The organism is Actinobacillus equuli, from assembly GCF_900636745.1.
Lineage (GTDB): Bacteria > Pseudomonadota > Gammaproteobacteria > Enterobacterales > Pasteurellaceae > Actinobacillus > Actinobacillus equuli.
The window spans coordinates 1,152,104-1,173,391 of record NZ_LR134310.1 but is presented as its reverse complement, the minus strand read 5'-3'; the positions used below and the strand labels follow the sequence as shown (position 1 = coordinate 1,173,391).

The window sequence follows — 21,288 nt, the reverse complement described above, 5'->3', positions numbered from 1 at the left end:
ACAAGTTTGATTTATACTTTTTCAGCTAAACTTAATTGAGGATCTAGGAATGACAAAACAAGAATTAGTTGATTTTTTACTTATTGTCGATAAACAACATATTAATGAATTAATCGATATTGTAACGGACTTCGGCAAAGGTCGATTAATGCTCAGTTCTAACGTGAAAGATGTGCTATTACATGCTAAAGAATTTGAGCAACCATTTACAAAGAAAGAGTTGGATTTGCTTATACAAGAATTCCAAGACTTTAGTGGGCATACAATTATTAATTTAGTTAGAGATGTAGTTTCTTCACAAAAAGTAGAATACAAAGAAATATTAGATGATGTTTTTAGCAGAGTTATTAGTGAGAGTCATAATGATTTATCTGATAAAGAAAAGGAAGATAAAATTATTGCTAAATTATTTGGAGATAAGTGGTTAGATCTTCCTTTTAAAAAAAGATATGAGGCTAGCTCTAATAAGAGATACCTAGTTAAAAGTATTACAAGCACTATAATGAGTACTTCATCTGGTATATTGGGCGGTACAGTAAATAAAATAGCCGCTCCTATTGGCATTGGATTAGGGATTGTGAATTCCTTTTCGGAATCTTCCTATAGGTTGATGATACCATTTATTGCTCAAGTAGCATGGTTAAAAAAGAAATATAAATATTATGAATCTCCTAGTAGCTTGGTGTGTGATCATTTATCAAAAAAAGAATTATTGATAAATGATAGTAATGAAGTAGTTTTGTCAGAGCTAGAATATTCTAAACAGTCAATAATATATGGTTCGTTAAATGAAAATGATATCTCAGCTTTTAATCAGTTATTCAATAATGTACCTAGCCTAGCAGCTAAATATCAAGCAGTAAAAAGTCATACTGTGAATATTAACTTAGATCCTAGAAAATTAACGCCTGCTAGAGATGGGAATGGATTGAGAGGTATGATTCATGAAAAGAAAGGAATTAAGGAAAACGTACGTATTTATGAGGCAAAAGGATTAAAGCAAGCTATAAATACAGGCGTTTTATGGAATTTAGCCTCCACAGTTGTAGCTCAAAAACATTTAGCAGATATTAATGAAAAGCTCAAAGATATTCAGCAAGGTATTGATGATATTAATGAATTTTTGAATAATGAAAGAACAGCTAAACTTGAATCGGCACTAGAAAGTGCTTGTGAAGAGTTTGAATATATTAAAGAAGGTAATCTTGTTCCAGCTAAAATGATGAAGGTATTGGTTGATAAATTATCTAATATTGAAGATGTGGAGAAGCATTTAGAAAAAGAAATGAAAAGAAATCTCCAAAAGATTACAAAATTAAAATGTGATAGTTTATTTGGTCAGAATACTCAAGGTGAACTTAGAAAGTTAACAAAGGAGCTACAAAACTGGTATAAATCTTATCGAGAATACAAACTGTGTTGTAATGTAATTATGATGATTTACTCTATCTTACGTTTTAATACACGGGACAAAAATGAGCAAGAACGATATGAAACGAAAGTATATAATTTAGGAAAGAAAGCTTCTAAATTTATGAATGGTACGGTATCAGAGTTAATAAAACACTTAGAAAGTGCCTATAAAAACTCTAAGGGGATTACTAATTTTGGGAATACGGATAAAGCAAATCAGGTTTTTTTTGAAAGTCGCATACAAAATCTGAGAGATTTTAGAAACGAAATCATTAAAGATCTAGAAATGTTACCTCTTTCTATTAAAGGAGAACTACCTATTAATGTAGCTTTACGAATTGAGAATGGTAAGATAATTGAAGGAAAATTTATTGATATAAGCGAAGATTTTATAAACATAAGCAATTAAATATTGCAAGCCTCCCTAGATAGAAACCCTCTCCTGACGGGTTCTATATTTTAATATAGTGAAAGGTTTATACAAGCACTCGTCAGAGACGAGCGCTATCATTTCTAGGAATAGAGAGCAGAGAATAGAAACCAAGCGGTTAAATTCCTTCAACTTTTTGCAAAAATCCTGAGGAATTTAACCGCTTGTATTGTATCAATTACTCTAAACCGACAATTTTCCAGCGGTTGTGAGACACGCCTTCCACTTTGCCTTTTTTCACGTTAGAGATGTAATCGATCATCATATTTTGAATGGTGCCAGCTTCGCTGCCCATTGCGACTTTAGATTCCCAAACAACTGGGATTTGTTGTCCTTCCCATACGCCGCCTTTTTTGATGAGCTGTTCATAGCGATATGAATTCATACCGAGTTTGATTTTGCTGTCATCAGTGATTGCTTTGCCATTCGCAAGGCTAAGATCAACGATTTTTTCACCACTTGGTTTGCGTAGGTCAATCTGATATTTCACGCCACCAAAAATATCGAAAGTAACGTATTTCGATTTTCCACGTTTTTCATTGATACGGTAATCTTTGTCTTGCGGCTGAATTGTATCGAAGTAATCTGCCGACCAGTTCATATACGCCTTGAGCTGTTTGCCGGTCACTTCGTACACGCTCACATCACCGCCCGCATAGCGATAGTTATAGATAATATCTTTTTTCTTAATATCGCCTTTGTCTAAACGTACGGTTTGGTGGTCGAAGGCAAAAGACACCACGTCCGCTTTGCTGTAATGTTGTTGCACGTCATTAATCAATGAAGATAAGCCGGTATCTTGTGTGAAGGCAATCGCTACGCCGTGATTTTTACCTTGCGGAATCATGGTTTGTGCGGTTTCACCGATTTTCACATTATTTAAACGGCGTAATTCGTCGTGATACGGTTGGTAAATTTTTTCGATTGCCGGATCGGAAGCCAATTCCTTAACCGGTACGGTTTTGGCATTTTTTGAAAGTAATTTCACTTTGCCGTCATCCGCGACATCAAAGGTTAAATCCACTTCTGAAACCACGGTACCGTAGCGGTGCGGTTCGGTAATCAGTGTATTTTTAATCGTTTCTGCTGAAACGTTTTTGTGCATATGACCGGCGATAATTACATCAATACCGTCCACGTTGTTGACTAAATCCGCCACACCGGTATCAGGGATATTATTTTCGTTTTCAATCCCCATATGCGCTAACACGATTATCGCATCAACCCCTTTCGCTTTTAACTCAGCAATTTGTATCTTCGCTTCTTCGCTTGGCGAGCTGAATTTCATTTCATCAAGGTGATGGGTATCTTTTTCAAAAGTTGCTGACATCGGCGTGGTTAAACCGATTAAACCGAGTTTTACCCCGTCTTTTTCAATAATATCGGTGGCGGTAACGTAACGTTTACCGTCTTTTTTGTAGTAGAAGTTGGCGGTTAATACTTTGGCATTAATGTCTTTAATGATTTCATTTAAAGCGGTCATACCGAAGTTAAATTCGTGGTTACCTAAAATAAAATAGTCGTATTTCATCTCGTTTAACACTTTAGGAACCGGGTTGTCTTTGTAGTATTTTTCTGTTTTCGCAAAAACTTCTACTTGGTTGTCTTGAATCGCATCGCCGATATCGACTAACACCACATTTTTATTATTCTGACGTACCTCTTTTACATAGGTAGAAATTTGTGCGTAAGAACCGGATTTGTCCTCAATATCTGCGCCATAGTTCCAAGGTACGATACGACCGTGAACATCCGATGTGCCTAAAAATTTAATATTCACTTCTTTAGCGACTGCAATACTCGTTGCAGACAATATAAATAAAGTACTGAGTACTTTTTTCATGATGCTCTCCTTGTGAGATAAGTAGGGATAGATAGATTCCAAGCTATTTTAGCTTAGGCTGATTACAATTTGTAATCAATCGAAAGAGTTTTTCTGGAAAATGTGATCTTAACGACATAAATTTGCGTATTTACGAAACAAGCAAGCGGTCGAATTTCGCAAAAAATTTGCAAAACTTGACCGCTTGTAATGAAAAGCTATAAACCTATCGCATAGCGCAACGCTTTTTTCTTGAGTGGTGTGATTTTTTCCGCCAGTACCAAGCCTAAATTTCGGGCGACTTTTACCGGCAATAACTCAGTTTTGAATGTCTTATAAAAAACGTCCATACCGGTTTGCATCAATAAATTATCGGGTTTACGTTTATGTTCATAACGTTTAAGCACCGCTTCATTTGCAAAGTTTTCGCCTTTTTTGACCGCTTGTTCAATCACTTCCAATAACACTTGCACATCTTTAAAACCGAGATTGACGCCTTGTCCGGCAAGTGGATTAATAGTGTGCGCCGCATCACCAATCAACACCACGCCGTTTTTGACATAATGTTGGGCATGTTGACGAGTTAGTGGAAAACTGGCGGCATTGACTACTTCCACTTTGCCTAAACGGGCAGGGAAATGCTGCTGAATTTCAGCGGTGAGTTTTTCTGAAGACGATTGTTTTAGCTGAGTAATGCGTTGCGGTGCGTCGTACCACACGACACAACCGTTGTGATCTGATAGAGGTAAAAATGCACGAGGGCCGCTCGGGAAGAATTGTTGCCAGGTAACTGATTGTTGCGGTAATTCGGTTTTCACCGTGGCAAGCAAACAATGTTGGCGATATTGCCAGCTGGTTAGCCCAATACCCGCCCAGCTACGCACTTGTGAGTTTGCGCCGTCCGCAGCAATTAGCAGTGGGGCGGTAAATGTTTGCTCATCAACGGTTACCGTCCATAATTGTTCGTGATAATTTGCAGAAATTTGCGAAAATCCGACCGCTTGTCGGCAGTTTGGATACTGGTTTAAGGCTTGCCATAAACCAAGCTGAATCGCATTATTTTCCACCATAAAACCGAGCTTATCCAAGCCGATTTCCGTTGCATGAAAAGCGGTATTAAACCCTTCGATTTCCCAAGTTTCCAAACCGTCATACGGGCAAACTCGCAATTGGCTAATCGCCTGCCACGCGCCTAGTTCTTCAAGCAGTTTGACCGAGGTAATACTGATAGCGGAAATGCGTAAATCATAAGCGGCATTTGCATCAAATGAGGGAAGCGGATTTTTTTCGATTAACGCGATATTTAACCCTTGTTTCGCCAAGCCGAGCGCCGCCGCTGCCCCGACCATACCGCCACCGATAATGATAATATCCTGTGTTTTCATTTTGCCCCTCATTTGCTGAATATTGATGTCCTATTATAACGTTTTAATCACCGGAACTAACTCTATATTTAGTGCTTTTAGGATTTTTAGTTTGGATTTAATAGAGAAGAAACTTATTTTTGCGATCCTGATCGAGAAAAGCGATTTTGTTGCTGTGACGTAGAACATTTATCTTTTACCCTCCTAAAAATTTTTAGGAGGGAAGATGTCTTTAGCCATTGTTTATAGCCGTGCATCGATTGGTGTAGAAGCACCGTTGGTAACGATTGAAGTGCATTTGAGTAATGGAAAACCGGGGCTAACGATTGTCGGCTTACCGGAAACCACGGTAAAAGAGGCGGGCGATCGAGTGCGTAGTGCATTAATGAATGCCAATTTTATGTACCCTCCGCAGCGGATCACCATTAACCTGGCACCGGCGGACCTGCCTAAAGAGGGTGGGCGTTTTGATCTGCCGATCGCAATTGGGATCTTAGCTGCCTCAGGCCAGATGGATTCGGATCGCTTAAAACAGTTTGAGTTTTTAGGGGAACTGGCTTTAACCGGTACGTTACGAGGCGTTCACGGCGTGATTCCGGCGGTAATTTCCGCCGAAAAAGCCAAACGACAGATGATTATTGCCCGCCCGAATGTGAATGAGGCTTCGCTAGTTTCGAATGCGGAAACCTATTTTGCCAGTTCATTATTGCAAGTGGTCAATTTTATGAATAAGCGAGATAGCCTGCCGATTGCTCAGCAGATTCTGCAAAAAACACAAGAAATTCAACCGCTTGTAAAACGTGATTTAACCGATATTATCGGGCAACAGCACGCTAAACGAGCGTTGATGATTGCGGCTGCCGGACAACATAATTTACTTTTCCTTGGTCCTCCTGGTACCGGCAAAACGATGCTCGCCAGCCGTTTAGCGGATTTGTTACCGGCAATGAGTGATGACGAAGCGATTGAAACTGCTTCGGTCACTAGCTTAGTACAAAACGAATTGAATTTTCATAACTGGAAAGAACGCCCGTTTCGTTCACCACATCACAGTGCATCTATGGTGGCGTTGGTGGGTGGCGGTTCTATTCCTAAACCGGGTGAAATCAGTTTGGCGCACAATGGTGTGCTTTTTTTAGACGAATTGCCTGAGTTTGAACGCAAAGTGCTGGACGCATTACGTCAGCCGTTGGAAGCCGGTGAGATTATTATTTCTAGAGCGAATGCTAAGGTGCAATTCCCTGCCAGTTTTCAATTAATTGCAGCAATGAACCCTAGCCCGACAGGACATTATCAAGGCACGCACAACCGTACTTCTCCGCAGCAAGTAATGCGTTATCTAAATCGTTTATCCGGCCCGTTTTTAGACCGTTTCGATCTTTCGATTGAAGTCCCTTTATTACCAAAAGGCGCATTACAAAGTAGCGATAACCGGGGCGAAACCACCGAGCAAGTACGCAAGCGGGTATTTTTGGCAAGAGAATTACAAATGGCGAGAGCCGGAAAAATTAATGCCAAGTTAACCACCAAAGAAATCGAACGTGATTGTCGCCTTGCAGAAAAAGACGCGCTATTTCTAGAAAATGCACTGACAAAATTAGGACTTTCGGTGCGTGCTTATCATCGGATCTTAAAAGTTTCTCGCACAATTGCCGATCTGGCTAACGAACCGCATATTCAACAAATCCATCTTGCCGAAGCGCTAGGCTATCGGGCGATGGATCGGCTTTTGCAGAGGCTGCAATGTGATTAAATTGTAAACTTTAGAGATCGTTGTTTTCTTTTTTGTTACTATATTTACTTTTATATAACTTACTTTGTAAGTTAATGTTTTAAGTGTGATAGTGTTTAATTGTAAGGATTTTTTAAATGAATGTTGTAACAAAATTAACAGCTACTTTGGCGGCTAGCTTGATTCTTACGGCGTGTAGTGGTTGTTCATCGGGTTCCGCGACTAAGCCTAATAACCAAAAAGCTAAAACTGATATACTTGCACCCAAAGTGGAGCAATCTAAAGAAGCGGCTTCACAAGCGGATAATTTAAAAGTGGAACAGCCAAAAGAAGTGGTTCCACAAGTAGATAATTCAAAAGTAGAACAGCCAAAAGAAGCAGCTTCACAAGCGGATAATTCAAAAGTAGAACAGCCAAAAGAAGTGGTTCCACAAGTAGATAATTCAAAAGTGGAACAGCCAAAAGAAGCAGCTTCACAAGCGGATAATTCAAAAGTAGAACAGCCAAAAGAAGTGGTTCCACAAGTAGATAATTCAAAAGTGGAACAGCCAAAAGAAGTGGTTCCACAAGTAGATAATTCAAAAGTGGAACAGCCAAAAGAAGTGGTTCCACAAGTAGATAATTCAAAAGTAGAACAGCCAAAAGAAGCAGTTCCACAAGTAGATAATTCAAAGGTGGAACAGCCAAAAGAAGTGGTTCCACAAGTGGATCATTCAAACATGGAGCAGCCAAAAGAAGTGGCTCCACAAGTAAATGAACCAAAATCAGAAGATTCAAATAAGGATATTAAACTTAAAGATAAAAGTAATGAGGAAATCCTTAAAGAGCTAGGAGTTAAGGATATTAATTCCGGGAATATTAGTATTTCTGATGTCGTATTAAATCTTCAACTAGATAATAATGATAGTGTCACAATATCTTTATTAGATGAAGATCTAAAGCGTGGGAATTTAGCTATTACTAATAAGATTTCGAGTTCAGATATTAGAACATTAAAAGATTCTACAGGTCGACTACTGGGTTATTATGGATATATGCAATTAAACCAAGTAAGAGAAGGTGAACGTGATGGCATTAATGATGCAGATCTTGTAGGACATTATTTATTATCTATGGATGAATCATCAAAAATGATTCCGAGTAAATCTATGAAATATAATGGTCATATGCTATATAGCTATAAAAATGTAGATAACCAAAATTTAGTAGCAGATGTACAAGCATCGTATAATGATGCAGATAAAAAATTATCAATGAAGATATTTGATAATCATGGTGGTTATTGGCAGTTAGGTGAGTTTAATAAAGTTAAATTATTGGAAAAGCAGGTGAATGGAGTCAAAGTTAATGGCGATGGTTCGATTTCAAATGCTATGTTATTTTCTCAAAAAATAGATGATACTCCAGGAAAATTAACTCCTGATGCAAACTTCTCTGGCGGTCTTTTTGGTAAAAATGGCGAAGTGCTTGCAGGGAAGGCTGAGAGTATTAAAGGAGAATGGCAAGGTGTAATCGGCGCTACTGCTACGGAAAATAAAAAATAAACGCTTTACCAGTTAATCAAAAAGCTATCCCAAAGGGATAGCTTTTTTAGTTTGTAATAAGTTTTAGTAGAGCCTTGGTAAAAAACAGTGAGTTTTCATAATGGGTATTATGTCCCGCTTGCGGAATCACTTGGTAAGTAAGCTGATTTTGCTCTGCCATATTTCGAAATTTTTGATCGTACTCGCCGATAAAAAATGTGATTGGTGACTTGGTGGCTTGTTGTAAGCGTTGGGCGTAAGACGGCTGTTTTGCCAAGCTAGTTGCTTCAAGCATCGTGGCGATGGCTAAGCCGCTGTTGTTTTGTCTTTTTTCGATTAAATTTGACCGCTTGTTTTGGTCTAAATTGGCAAAAACGGCTTGTTGGTACCAATCATTTAATACTTTCACTATCGGCTCGTGGCGGAAACGTTCCGCCCATTGATGATCGTTTTGCCAACGTGCTTGGCGTTCCGTATCCGTCGTTAAGCCGATATTCGCCCCTTCAAGAATAGTATGTTTGAGATAAGGATTATTGGCATTGAGTGCATAGTCCAACGCTAAACGTCCACCTAATGAATAACCGACTAAATAAAAAGGCTGATTGCCGATATATTGCAAAATGGTTTGATGAATGAGTTCTCTGGCGTGAGCAAAGCCGTGGCAGGCAATATGTTCGCTTGCACCATGTAAGGGGAGATCAATGGTAAGCGGTCGAATTTGCGGAAAATTTTGCAAGCGGTCTAACACCGCTTGCCAATCTTGTTGTGAACCAAGTAAACCGTGCAGAAAAACCACCGGTGTACCCGTTTCACTGTGCCATGTTGCGTGGAGCATTAGGCAATTTCCGCTTGAGAGATTTGTTTGATTAATGATTTATAAAGGTTGCTACCGTCTTGATCATTCACTTTAATTTCAACGATAGTCACGCCTTTACGTCCGTAAGCGAGTTTCAGTTTGGCTTTCAGATCAGCCCAAGTGAACGGGCGGATATATTCAATGCCGAACATGGTCGCAATTGATGCAAATTCGTAGTTATGCGATAAGCGGTAGAATTGTTCTTTGGCTCTCGCCTCCACTGGTAACATATCGAAAATCGCACCGCCGCTATTATTAATCACAAACAAAATGCAAGGGTGATTGATTTTGTTGAGTAAGGCGATAGAGTTCAAATCGTGTAACGCAGAAATATCTCCAAGCACGCCGACAGTCGGTTGACCGCTACCTTTTGCTACACCCGCCATGGTTGCGATTAAACCGTCAATGCCGCTTGCACCACGGTTGGTATAAACCGGATAACCTTCAGGTAATTTGCATAGCGCATCGACTAAGCGCACGAAGAGGCTGTTACCGATAAATAAATTACCGTTAGTTGCCAATACTTCTTCGATATGATGTGCTAATGAAGCTTCGTTTAGGCTGCCGCCGACTTGTTGCTCAATAAAACCGGCACAGAATTGTGAAAGTGCCAGCGGCTCTAATAACCACGGTTTTTGGCGAAGCGGCGGATGCACACGTAGGAAATGGTGCGCTTTTGCCACAAAGCGGGTTTGATGATGCGCAAACGGATTGAGGTAATTGCTGTATTCATCCACTTGCCAAAACTCGCCTTTAAATTCTTCAAGGAATTTATTCACTCTTTTACTCACGATTTGGCTACCGAATTGAATCACGATATCCGCTTGTAGCAAGCGTTGGTGAACCGTATTGTTCGACAACCAAATATCTGCATACGGTAAGCTCGCATCTACGCAAGATTGTACATCGGTAAGTAAGCACCAACCGAGCGTTTCAGCCCATGCTTTAATGCCGATACCTTGTTCGACCGGTAATTTACCCACCACGATTACACCGCGTTTGGTACGCCAGTAATCCCAATTCTCGTGCATTGACACTTCGCTTTGAATCGTTTGGCTGTTAATCCATTTCGTTTGTGAATTGATTAACCAGCTTTGAATCGGTTTTAACCACGGGTGAGTGCTAATTGCATTTTCGTCCGCTTCATATAACGGTTCGGCAAACGGCGCATTGATATGTACCACGCCGCCTTGTTGGTTTTGCGTGACACAGGCTTGCTCAATAGTTGCGACTAACCAGCTTGCGTTATAGTGTTCCGCCGGTTTTGGTAAATTAACGCTCGCAACCGGATAATTAGCAAAAATACCTTGTTGTGGAATAGCTTGATTTGCACCGCAGCCGATTAATTCCGGTGGGCGATCAGCAGAAAGTACGATCAATTTATGATGAGTGAGACTAGCTTCGATAACGGCAGGGTAAAGGTTTGCCACCGCTGTGCCTGAGGTCACAATAATCGCTACCGGATCATTGGTCGCTTTAGCAATACCTAAGGCAAAAAAGCCTAATCCACGCTCATCAAAATGGCTGTGGCATTGCGCTTGTTGGTCTTGTTGCAACTGAAGCGCTTCGAGTGTTAAAGGTGTTGAACGTGAACCCGGTGCGATACAGAAGTGTTTCACGCCATAACGTAATAAGGCATTCACAATTACTTTTGCCCAAGAGCGGTTAAAGGTGCTGACTGTCATATCTCTTCTCTGTTCTTAATAACTGGTTGAATTTTCACTAAATGGCAAGATTGTAGCAAAATCTGTAAAAAATAGGTGGAAAATTACCGCTTATATATGCATTTTATTCCATTTTTGTTCCTTTAATTTCATTGTTTTTTGATGTTTTTCCAAGAATTAATGAGAAGTAGTTCACATATTTCTATTTTACTAAATGAAAATTACGCCATTATGGATATAATAAATGGCGTATTTATTCATAAAGTTTATGAGGTTTGGAGAAATGTTGTCAGATGAGGATATTGTTCGGCGTTATCTCGCAAAAAATACGGAGTTTAAACGTATTGCGGACATCAGTTTGCTTGGTCATTCTTTATTTGATATGTGGAGTGATTGGCAACATGAACTGACGCTTAATGGTTTGTCGGTGGCAAATTTAGGCATTTCCGGTGTGAGTACCCGCCAATACTTAGACGTGATTGCGAAACCGCAACGCATTACTTCATTAGGGCAAAAGGTTTTTCTCTTCTTAGGCGTAAATGATATTGTGAAAGAGCCTGACTATTCTCCTACCCAAGTCATGTATTGGTTATTGCAAATTATTCAGCAAATTCAACCGCTTGCAATGCCAAATACCCGTTATTTCTTGTTGGAAGCCACGCCTGTTCGTCATATTCATACAGTCACGAACAGCCAAATTCAGCAGCTTAATGCCTATCTCAGCGAACATTGTCCGGCAAATCTTACTTTTGTTAAAACCTTTGACGCATTTGCGGATTCAGAGGGAAACCTCAATGCGGCATTTACAACGGACGGTTTGCACTTCAATTTACAGGGTTATGCGATCTTACGCCGCTTATTAGAAGCTTATGTGTAATGTGTGTTGGAAAGCATAACAGACTCAAGGAGTTTATATGTCAAAGTTATCTCGTACGGAAATATTAAATACGATTCGAAACGGTTTAATCGCCTCGTGTCAGCCGGTTGATGACGGCCCGATGGATAGGCCGGAGATTGTCGCAGCAATGGCACAAGCTTCGATTATCGGGGGAGCGGCAGGGTTACGTATTGAAGGGGTAGATAATTTAAAGGCAACACGTCCAACTGTAAAAGCGCCGATCATTGCGATTGTAAAGCGTGATTTACCGGATAGCCCGATACGCATTACGCCGTTTTTACAAGATATTGAAGATTTAGCGGCAGCCGGTGCGGATATTATTGCGGTGGACGGTACGGATCGGGTGCGACCGGTCACGATTGAAGCGGCGTTGAAACGGATTCACGAGCTAGGCTGTTTGGCAATGGCGGACTGTTCGACCTTGGCAGAAGGGCTATATTGCCAACAACTCGGTTTTGATATTGTCGGTAGCACAATGTCGGGTTATACCGGCGGGGAAGTACCGAATGAACCGGATTATCAGTTAGTTAAAGACTTAAAAGCAGCGGGCTGCTTCGTGATGGCGGAAGGGCGTTATAACTCACCACAACTGGCAAAAACCGCGATTGAAATCGGCGCGGATTGCGTCACGGTCGGTTCGGCATTAACTCGCCTAGAACATATTGTCGGTTGGTTTGCTGATGCAATCAAAACGGCGAAAGCTTAGGAGGCGTTTATGCGTTGTTTAGCATTAGATATTGGCGGTACTAAGATTGCTTCAGCGTTAGTCGAAAATGGGCTAATTTCCCAACGCCGACAAATCAGTACACCACAACAAGATGCGGCGGAAGCGATGCACCACACTTTAGCGAACATTTTGCAACAGTACCAAGGGCAGTTTGATGCGGTGTCGGTGGCTTCAACCGGTATTATCAATAACGGTGTTTTGACCGCATTAAACCCGAAAAATTTAGGTGGGTTAGCTTTTTTTCCGTTGCAAGAAAGTATTGCATGTCATACTGACAAACCGATTTTTTTACTCAATGATGTACAAGCGGCGGCTTGTGCCGAATATCAACATCAAGATAAACAAGCGGTCGAAAATTTCGTATTTATTACCGTTTCAACCGGGGTTGGTGGCGGCATTATCCAAAACGGCAAATTGCTAACCCAACCGAATGGCGTAGCAGGACATATCGGGCATACCTTAGCGGATCCGAACGGGCCAATCTGTGGCTGTGGTCGCCGAGGTTGTGTGGAAGCGATTGCTTCCGGGCGAGCTATCGAAGCGGTTTCAAGCCAATGGGCAGAGCCTTGTACCCCGAAACAAGTGTTTGAGCAATTCCGAGCGGGCAAAGTACAAGCGGTCGAATTAGTCGAAAAATCTGCAAAAGCGATCGCCAATTTAGTGGCGGATTTAACCATTGGTTTGGATACGCAAAAAGTGGTGATCGGCGGCAGTGTCGGCTTGGCGGAAGGCTATTTACCGCTTGTACGACAATATTTAGCCGAAATGCCGCATTTCTATCATTGTGAATTGGAAGCAGCGAAATATGGCGGCGATGCCGGTTTAATCGGTGCGGCAGCATGGGCGGAACAACATTTTTAATTAAATTTAAGGAACATAATATGAAAAATTTAACCGGTATTTTTAGTGCGTTACTCGTGGCATTCAACGAGGACGGCTCAATTAATGAGAAAGGCTTACGCCAAATTATTCGTCATAATATCGACAAAATGAAAGTGGACGGTTTATATGTCGGCGGTTCAACCGGCGAAAACTTTATGCTTTCCACCGCAGAGAAAAAAGAAATTTTCCGTATCGCAAAAGACGAAGCGAAAGATCAAATTGCGCTGATTGCTCAAGTGGGTAGCGTGAATTTACAAGAAGCGGTCGAATTAGGTAAATATGCAACCGAATTAGGCTATGACTGTTTATCGGCAGTGACACCGTTCTATTACAAATTTAGTTTTGCCGAAATTAAACATTATTACGACACCATTATTGCGGAAACCGGCAACAATATGATCGTCTATTCGATTCCGTTCTTAACCGGTGTGAATATCGGTGTAGAGCAGTTCGGCGAATTGTATAAAAATCCGAAAATTTTAGGGGTGAAATTTACCGCGGGCGATTTTTATTTATTAGAACGCTTGAAAAAAGCCTATCCGAACCATTTAATTTGGGCGGGTTTTGATGAAATGATGTTACCGGCGGTAGCACTAGGTGTGGACGGCGCAATCGGTTCGACCTTCAACGTGAACGCCCCGCGCGCTCGTCAAATTTTTGAATTGACCAAACAAGGTAAATTGGCGGAAGCGTTAGCGGTACAACACGTTACCAATGATTTGATTGAAGGCATTTTAGCGAACGGTTTATATCTCACCATTAAAGAATTACTTAAATTACAAGGTGTAGAAGCCGGTTATTGCCGTGAGCCGATGACCGCCAAAGCAACCGATAAACAACTTGAAGTGGCAAAAGCGCTTTATGCAAAATTTTTATAAAATTTGACCGCTTGTCATATATATAACAACAATAATTAGGAAATATTATGCGTCTTATCCCATTACAAACCAGTGAGCAAGTAAGCCTTTGGGCTGCTCGTCATATTGTTGAACGAATCAATCAATTTCAACCGACGGCTGATCGTCCTTTTGTGTTAGGTTTACCGACCGGCGGTACGCCGCTACAAACCTATCAGGAATTGATTCGTTTATACCAAGCCGGCGAAGTGAGCTTTCAGCATGTGGTTACGTTTAATATGGACGAATATGTAGGCTTACCTAAGGAACACCCGCAGAGTTACCATACCTTTATGCACCGTAACTTCTTTGATCACATCGATATCCAGCCGCAAAATATCAATATTTTGAACGGCAATACCGAGGATCATGATGAGGAATGTCGCCGTTATGAAGAGAAAATTCAGTCGTACGGCAAAATTCACCTGTTTATGGGCGGTGTCGGTGTGGACGGTCATATCGCCTTTAACGAACCGGCTTCTTCTTTGCGTTCACGTACTCGGATTAAAACACTCACTGAAGATACTTTGATTGCGAATTCTCGCTTTTTTGATAATGATGTTACTAAAGTACCGAAATATGCGTTAACCATTGGGGTAGCGACATTACTTGATGCGGAAGAAGTGATGTTACTGATTACCGGCCACAATAAAGCATTGGCATTACAGGCTTGTGTGGAAGGGGCGGTAAACCATATGTGGACGGTTAGTGCCCTGCAATTGCATGAACGGGGAATTGTGGTGTGTGACGAACCGGCAACCCAAGAACTCAAAGTCAAAACCGTGAAATATTTCACCCAACTAGAAGCAAATGCAATTCAAAGCGTGTTGTAAGTTTTAAGGTCTGTTACACTATTAACAGACCTTTTCCTTTGGAGAACAAGAATGAAATATGCTTTCACCAACAGTGTAATTTATACCGCTAAAGATGTGTTATATGGGCACGCAGTTGTTATTGAAGATGACAAAATTCAAGCGATTGTACGTGAAGAACAATTAGCGGACGATATCCAACGTATTGATTTAAAAGGGCATAATCTCACCGCCGGTTTTATTGATTTACAGCTAAATGGCTGTGGCGGCGTAATGGTAAACAGTGAACCGACAGTTAACACTTTTGAAATTATGCAGCAAACCAATTTACGTTCCGGCACGACAAGTTATTTGCCGACCTTTATTACTGCGCCTGATGAGGGAATGAAACAAGTAGTTGCGGCGATGCGTGATTATTTGCAGAAATATCAAAACCAAGCGCTCGGCTTGCATTTGGAAGGCCCTTATCTCAGCCTTGAGAAAAAAGGTGTACATCGTGCCGAATATGTGCGTGAAATCAGCCCCGAAATGCAGCAGTTTTTATGTGATAACGCTGATGTGATCACCAAAATTACCTTAGCGGCGGAAAACCCGACCGCAAAAGCAATTCCTGATTTTGTGAAAAGCGGCATTATTGTGTCGGTTGGGCATTCGAACGCCACTTATGAAGTGGCAAAACAAGCGTTTGCTAACGGTGCAACCTTTGCTACCCATTTACACAATGCGATGTCGCCGATCAGTTCCGGACGTGCAATGGGCGTTGTCGGCGCCGTGTTAGACAGCGATGAGGTTTATACCGGTATTATTGTGGACGGCTTACACGTAGAATTCGGTAATGTCAAAATCGCCAAACGAGCTAAAGGCGACAAGCTTTGTATCGTCACCGATGCCACCGCAGCGGCAGGTTCGGATATCGAACAATTTGATTTTGTCGGTACTACGGTGTATGTGCGTGACGGTAAATGCTATGACGCTAACGGCACTTTAGGCGGTGCATCAATTACGATGATCGAATCGGTTAAAAATGCGGTGCAAGAAGTGGGGATTCCGTTAGACGAAACGCTGAGAATGTGTAATTACTATCCGGCGAAAGCGATTGGTGTTGATGATCGTTTAGGTTCGATTGAAGTGGGTAAAATTGCGAATCTGACCGTTTTTACCAACCGTTTCGAAGTGATTGGTTGTGCAGTCAACGGTGAATGGAACGCTTTTAGCTAAGAATTGAATAAGCATTGAATGGAACAAGCGGTTAAATTTCGAGAAAGTTTTGCAAAAAAACATTGAAATTTAACCGCTTGTTTTATGGATTAGAGTGCTGCAAACGCTTTGTCAGCCGCTGCTAATGTCGCTTGAATATCTTCATCGCTATGTGCAAGAGACATAAAGCCGGCTTCAAATGCGCTTGGGGCAAGATACACGCCTTGTTCTAACATTAAATGGAAGAAACGGTTGAATTTCGCCGCATCGCATTTCATCACATCTTGGAAATTATTGATTTCCGCTTGTTCGGTAAAGAATAAACCGAACATACCGCCGACATATTGTACGGTTAACGGTACGTTATGTTTATCCGCTAATGCTTTAAAACCTTCCGCCAATGTTTTAGTTTGTGCAGCAAGTTTCTCTTCGTTGCCCGCTTTGGATAGTTCGGTTAAACAAGCTAAACCGGCTGCCATCGCAATCGGGTTGCCTGAAAGTGTACCTGCTTGATATACCGGCCCTGTCGGTGCAATGTATTCCATAATCTCTTTTTTACCGCCAAATGCACCAACCGGCATACCGCCACCGATAATTTTACCGAGTGTAGTTAAATCCGGTTTAACATCGTAATAGGCTTGCGCACCGCCTAATGCGACACGGAAACCGGTCATTACTTCATCGATAATAAACACTGCACCGTATTGATCACATAAAGCACGTAAACCTTTTAAGAAATCATTTTTCGGCGGAATACAGTTCATATTGCCGGCAACAGGCTCAACGATTAAACATGCAATTTCATTCGGATATTGTTCGAAAGCGGTTTTTACCGAATCTAAATCGTTGTAAGTACAAGTGAGCGTGTGCTTCGCAAAATCAGCAGGTACACCAGGACCGCTTGGCTGACCTAGGGTTAACGCACCGGAACCGGCTTTTACTAATAGCGAATCGGAATGTCCGTGGTAACAGCCTTCAAATTTGATAATTTTGTCACGACCGGTATAACCGCGTGCTAAACGAATCGCCGACATGGTTGCTTCGGTACCTGAGCTGACCATACGGACTAATTCGATAGAAGGGACTAATTTGGTAACCAATTCAGCGAGAGTGATTTCGCTTTCGGTCGGCGCACCGAAACTTAAACCGTTCGGTACCGCTTTCAGTACCGCATCAATAATTGCCGGGTGATTATGACCTAATACCATTGGCCCCCAAGAACCGACATAATCAATATATTGCTTACCGTCCGAATCGGTAATATACGCACCTTCCGCTTTTTGGATAAATACCGGTGTTCCGCCTACACCTTTAAATGCACGCACCGGTGAATTTACACCACCGGGGATAACTTTCTGAGCTTTTTCAAACAGTTGTTCTGAGAGGGTCATTAGTGTTTTCCTTACTTGATAAATATAGCCCTTATTCTCTTGAATTTATATTCTAAGTGCAACAAATAAAAAGATTTATAATTAAGTAATTATATAGACTATACAATTATTTTTCACATGGTTTGTTTTTTTAACGTTCTCTTAAACTTTCATTAATTGTAGAATTAAGAGGGCTGAGAAAATAATCTATGACGGTTTGTTTGCCTGTTTTAATTTCAACGGAAACTAACATTCCTTGCTTTAAGTATAATGGTAGATCATCTATAAGCAAATAATTTTTATCCATAGAAATAGTGGTATTAAATACAAATCCTAATTTTTCGTCTTGAATCGCATCTAGGCTAATATTCTTTACTTTTCCAGTAATATAACCATATTTTGTATATGGGAAAGCTATAGCTTTTATAATAACATCTTGCCCAGCTCTAATAAAACCAATATCTTTATTATTAATAACCGCCTCAATCTCTAGTTTATCTTCTTCTGGAACAATCATCATCAATGATTGCCCAGTTGTAACAACTCCTCCAATAGTATAAGTTTGAAGCTGCTGAACAACTCCATCTATAGGAGAACGAAGCTCCATAAAAGCATGCCTTTGCTCTGCTTTTACTTTGTCTAAAGATGCTAGAGATAAATTATTAGATATATGTTTTAATTCAGATAATAAATCCCGTTTAAATGAAGTAATGAAATTATGATATTCTTGTTGATATTGTATGATTTCTTTTTCAATTTCATTAAAGCGATTTTTTTGAGTTATTAAATTACTTTCGATTTCTAAAACTTTATTTTTTTGTTGATAATATTCATGTTTAGATGCACTTTTTTGTTTATATAATTTATATAAATCATGATTTCTTTCCTTTTCATAATGAAGGATATTTTCTAAATTATCAATATTTCCTAAAATAGTTTGTTTTTCTGCTTGCTTTTGTTCAATTTGAGCTGTTAATTTCTGTTTCTGAGCTTTCCATGCATAATACTGATTAATAGCAAGTTCTTGCTCTTGCTTTAATTTTGTTATTGGTAATACGATAGAGGGCTTTTTTAGAATGGGCTTATTTTCTTGTTCAATACCTTCAAGTAAGGCCAGTAAACGTAGACGGCTTAACTCCATTGCTATTAATGTTTCTTGAGATTGGAATAAGTCGGTATCGACCCCTGTAGTAGTTAATGAAATTAAGAGCTGGTTTTTATGAACTCTCTCACCATTTTTCACATATACTTGTTTAACTATTGCTGTTTCTAAAGGTTGTATATTTTTGCTCTTACTACTTGTAGTAATTTTCCCTTGAGCTACAGCAACTATATCAACTTTTCCAAAATTGGCCCATAATACAGTAAGACATAAAAATGTAATCATTGCTCTTGCAGACCATTTAGGCAAGCCTGAAACAGGTTTTTCACATAATTCAAGATGTGCTGGTAGAAATTCTATCTCATCTGCTGTTCTAGGTAAATTCTCTAATTGTTTGCGCCCTTTCCAAACAGACATAAAAATGGAGATATATTTCTGAATTAGATCTTTAATAGCTTGTAATTTAAGAAAAAACATAATTAGTGTGATTGTAGCTGATAAAGATGGTAATAAATTCCTTGTAATTCAAGTAATGAGTAATGATTTCCTTGCTCAACCAATTTCCCTTTATCCATTACTATGATTCTATCTGCATGCATAATTGTTGAAAGACGATGAGCAATCATGATAACAGTTCGCCCCGCGCAAATGTTTCTCATGTTTTGCATTATTATATGTTCCGATTCATAATCTAGTGCACTAGTTGCTTCATCAAAAATAAGAATTTTGGGATCAGAAATTAGTGCTCTAGCAATAGCGATACGTTGTTTTTGTCCACCAGATAAATTAGTACCTTGTTCACCAACTAAAGTATCATAACCCTCAGGCAAATTGATAATAAATTCGTGAGCTCCAGCAAGTTTCGCTACAGCAATAATTTTATCCATAGAAATTGATGGTTCTGCTAAAGTAATATTATCTCGAATCGAACGATTTAGTAAAATATTATCTTGGAGGACAATTCCCATTTGCCTGCGTAACCAAATGGGATCAATTAGAGCAAGATCTTGTCCATCAATTAAAACCCTACCATGTAAAGGTGAGTATAGACGTTGAATCAGTTTTGCCACCGTACTTTTGCCTGAGCCTGAACGTCCTACTATACCAATAATTTCACTAGGCTGAATTTTAAATGATAAAGCGTCTAGTATATTCATTCCATCAGGGCGATATCGAAACGATACTTGTTTAAATTCTATTTCCCCTCTAATTTGGGGTAATGCAATTGTACTTTTAGAACTTTCTGTTGGTATATTTAGAATATCACCTAAACGGCTAACTGATATACCTATTTGTTGAAAGTCTTGCCAAAACTGCGCCAAACGAATAACAGGGCTCATAACTTGACTCGCTAACATATTAAATGCGATCAATTGTCCAATAGTAATATCGTTATTGATAACTAAATGAGCTCCAATCCATAGATTGGCTACCGCAACTAGTTTTTGAATTAGAAGTATTCCTTGTTGACCGAGAGTAGTGAGTTTAGTTACTTTTAAACTGGAAGACACATAACTAGCAAGTAATTTATCCCAGTGTTCTGTGATTTGCGGGCTAATTGCCATTGTTTTAATTGTATTCATGGCGCTAACAGATTCAACTAAGAAAGAATGGTTATCCGCATTGCGGGAGAATTTGTCATTTAAACGATGCCTTAATATAGGACTGATTATTGCAGACCATATAGCATATAGCGGTAGAGATATAACAACAACTAATGTTAACCAAGTACTATATTGCCACATGACTATTAAAAATAAGAGGGAAAATATTAGATCTAATACAGCTGTTAAGGCTTGCCCTGTTAAGAAATTTCGGATTTGCTCTAACTCTTTTATTCGAGCTACAATTTCTCCTACCCTGCGAACTTCAAAATAAGCAATAGGTAATGAAAGCAAGTGGCGGAATAGTTTTGCCCCTAATTCAACATCTATCCTACTAGTTGTATGAGAAAATATAAATGTACGTATACCTCCTAATAGTATTTCAAAAATACTTACAACCATAAGACCTATTGCAACTACATTGAGGGTACTAAAGCTTTGATGTACCAAAACTTTATCCATTACAACTTGAAAGAAAAGAGGCGAGACTAAGGCAAAAATTTGTAAGGCAACTGAAATTAATAAGACTTCAAATAAAATCCGACGATATTTGATAATAGCAGGAATAAACCATGTAAAATCAAATTTCGCTAAAGAGCCTAGAGTTGAAAAACGAGAAGTCACAAGGATAACTTCGCCGCTATAGCGTTGTTCAAAATCTGATTCAGATAATAAGATAGTTTTATCAAGAGCAAAATCATAAATCAAATATTGGTTGGTTTTATAATTTATTTGAGCTAAAACGAAATGATTAGCTGTTTTTTTGTCCCATACCATAATAGGTAAGTTGATAAATGGAAGACGAACTTTATCCTTTTGGACTACTTTAGCTTTTAATCCTAACTCTTTCGCAGCTAGTAGCCAAGATTGTAAGTCTAGCCCTCTCCCATAAATATCATATTTATGCTTGATTTGTTCCGGGGATATTGGAATATTATGAAATTGAGCTAATAGTATTAATCCATCTAATGCAAAGTTATTATTCAAAATAAATAT

At 39.7% G+C, this 21,288-nt stretch carries 16 protein-coding genes; 9 read left to right on the top strand and 7 right to left on the bottom strand.

All coding sequences use genetic code 11. The annotated features are described in order from the left end of the window. Positions 1 to 49: 49 nt before the first annotated feature. Positions 50 to 1,822, top strand: coding sequence for a hypothetical protein (locus tag EL121_RS05500; protein ID WP_039198272.1), 1,773 nt, complete (start codon positions 50 to 52; stop codon positions 1,820 to 1,822). A gap of 199 nt (positions 1,823 to 2,021) precedes the next feature. On the opposite strand, the gene EL121_RS05495 is transcribed toward EL121_RS05500, so the two are convergent. Together EL121_RS05495 and EL121_RS05490 are read right to left on the bottom strand one after the other, a co-directional pair. Then, positions 2,022 to 3,686: a bifunctional metallophosphatase/5'-nucleotidase gene (locus tag EL121_RS05495; protein ID WP_039198271.1), complete on the bottom strand. Its 1,665-nt coding sequence runs from the start codon at positions 3,684 to 3,686 to the stop codon at positions 2,022 to 2,024. A 197-nt stretch (positions 3,687 to 3,883) separates the two neighbouring features. Next, positions 3,884 to 5,050 (bottom strand): FAD-dependent oxidoreductase, encoded by a 1,167-nt coding sequence (locus tag EL121_RS05490; RefSeq protein ID WP_039198269.1) that lies wholly within the window; start codon positions 5,048 to 5,050, stop codon positions 3,884 to 3,886. 205 nt (positions 5,051 to 5,255) lie between these two features. Here EL121_RS05490 and EL121_RS05485 point away from each other — a divergent pair, with 205 nt between their 5' ends. Both EL121_RS05485 and EL121_RS05480 read left to right on the top strand, forming a co-directional pair. After that, entirely contained in the window at positions 5,256 to 6,782 is a 1,527-nt protein-coding gene (locus EL121_RS05485; protein WP_039198267.1) for a YifB family Mg chelatase-like AAA ATPase, read from the top strand. A gap of 116 nt (positions 6,783 to 6,898) precedes the next feature. Then, on the top strand, positions 6,899 to 8,305 hold the full coding sequence (locus EL121_RS05480) for a HupA family protein (protein ID WP_081978379.1): 1,407 nt from the start codon (positions 6,899 to 6,901) through the stop codon (positions 8,303 to 8,305). A gap of 46 nt (positions 8,306 to 8,351) precedes the next feature. On the opposite strand, the gene menH is transcribed toward EL121_RS05480, so the two are convergent. Beyond that, entirely contained in the window at positions 8,352 to 9,119 is a 768-nt protein-coding gene (gene menH / locus EL121_RS05475) for a 2-succinyl-6-hydroxy-2,4-cyclohexadiene-1-carboxylate synthase (RefSeq protein ID WP_039198266.1), read from the bottom strand. Further along, positions 9,119 to 10,825 carry a 2-succinyl-5-enolpyruvyl-6-hydroxy-3-cyclohexene-1-carboxylic-acid synthase gene (gene menD, locus EL121_RS05470; RefSeq protein WP_039198264.1) on the bottom strand — a complete coding sequence of 569 codons (1,707 nt, stop codon included), beginning with the start codon at positions 10,823 to 10,825 and terminating at the stop codon, positions 9,119 to 9,121. The genes menH and menD overlap by 1 nt, the downstream gene beginning before the upstream one ends. A 262-nt stretch (positions 10,826 to 11,087) precedes the next feature. Between menD and EL121_RS05465 the strand changes: the two genes are divergently transcribed. Genes EL121_RS05465 through nagA form a run of 6 tightly spaced genes read left to right on the top strand, consistent with a single transcriptional unit; the run spans position 11,088 to position 16,237 of the window. Continuing rightward, positions 11,088 to 11,681, top strand: coding sequence for an SGNH/GDSL hydrolase family protein (locus tag EL121_RS05465; protein ID WP_039198262.1), 594 nt, complete (start codon positions 11,088 to 11,090; stop codon positions 11,679 to 11,681). A gap of 37 nt (positions 11,682 to 11,718) precedes the next feature. Further along, positions 11,719 to 12,408: an N-acetylmannosamine-6-phosphate 2-epimerase gene (locus EL121_RS05460; RefSeq protein ID WP_039198260.1), complete on the top strand. Its 690-nt coding sequence runs from the start codon at positions 11,719 to 11,721 to the stop codon at positions 12,406 to 12,408. A gap of 9 nt (positions 12,409 to 12,417) precedes the next feature. Then, on the top strand, positions 12,418 to 13,290 hold the full coding sequence (locus EL121_RS05455; RefSeq protein ID WP_039198257.1) for an N-acetylmannosamine kinase: 873 nt from the start codon (positions 12,418 to 12,420) through the stop codon (positions 13,288 to 13,290). A gap of 20 nt (positions 13,291 to 13,310) precedes the next feature. Continuing rightward, a complete protein-coding gene (gene nanA, locus EL121_RS05450; RefSeq protein ID WP_039198256.1) occupies positions 13,311 to 14,189 on the top strand; it encodes an N-acetylneuraminate lyase in 879 nt (292 codons plus the stop codon). A gap of 47 nt (positions 14,190 to 14,236) precedes the next feature. Further along, entirely contained in the window at positions 14,237 to 15,040 is an 804-nt protein-coding gene (gene nagB, locus EL121_RS05445) for a glucosamine-6-phosphate deaminase (protein WP_015674267.1), read from the top strand. Between the two features lie 51 nt (positions 15,041 to 15,091). Further along, the gene (nagA, locus tag EL121_RS05440; RefSeq protein ID WP_039198255.1) at positions 15,092 to 16,237 is read left to right on the top strand and encodes an N-acetylglucosamine-6-phosphate deacetylase; all 1,146 of its coding nucleotides are present in this window, start codon (positions 15,092 to 15,094) and stop codon (positions 16,235 to 16,237) included. Positions 16,238 to 16,326: 89 nt separating this feature from the next. Here the strand turns inward: nagA and hemL are convergent, their stop codons facing one another. The 3 genes from hemL to EL121_RS05425 form a co-directional block, all read right to left on the bottom strand. Beyond that, entirely contained in the window at positions 16,327 to 17,607 is a 1,281-nt protein-coding gene (gene hemL / locus EL121_RS05435) for a glutamate-1-semialdehyde 2,1-aminomutase (RefSeq protein ID WP_039198254.1), read from the bottom strand. A 130-nt stretch (positions 17,608 to 17,737) separates the two neighbouring features. After that, positions 17,738 to 19,105 carry an HlyD family type I secretion periplasmic adaptor subunit gene (locus tag EL121_RS05430; protein ID WP_231554674.1) on the bottom strand — a complete coding sequence of 456 codons (1,368 nt, stop codon included), beginning with the start codon at positions 19,103 to 19,105 and terminating at the stop codon, positions 17,738 to 17,740. A gap of 62 nt (positions 19,106 to 19,167) precedes the next feature. After that, positions 19,168 to 21,288, bottom strand: a complete 2,121-nt coding sequence (locus EL121_RS05425; protein WP_231554694.1) for a type I secretion system permease/ATPase — start codon at positions 21,286 to 21,288, stop codon at positions 19,168 to 19,170.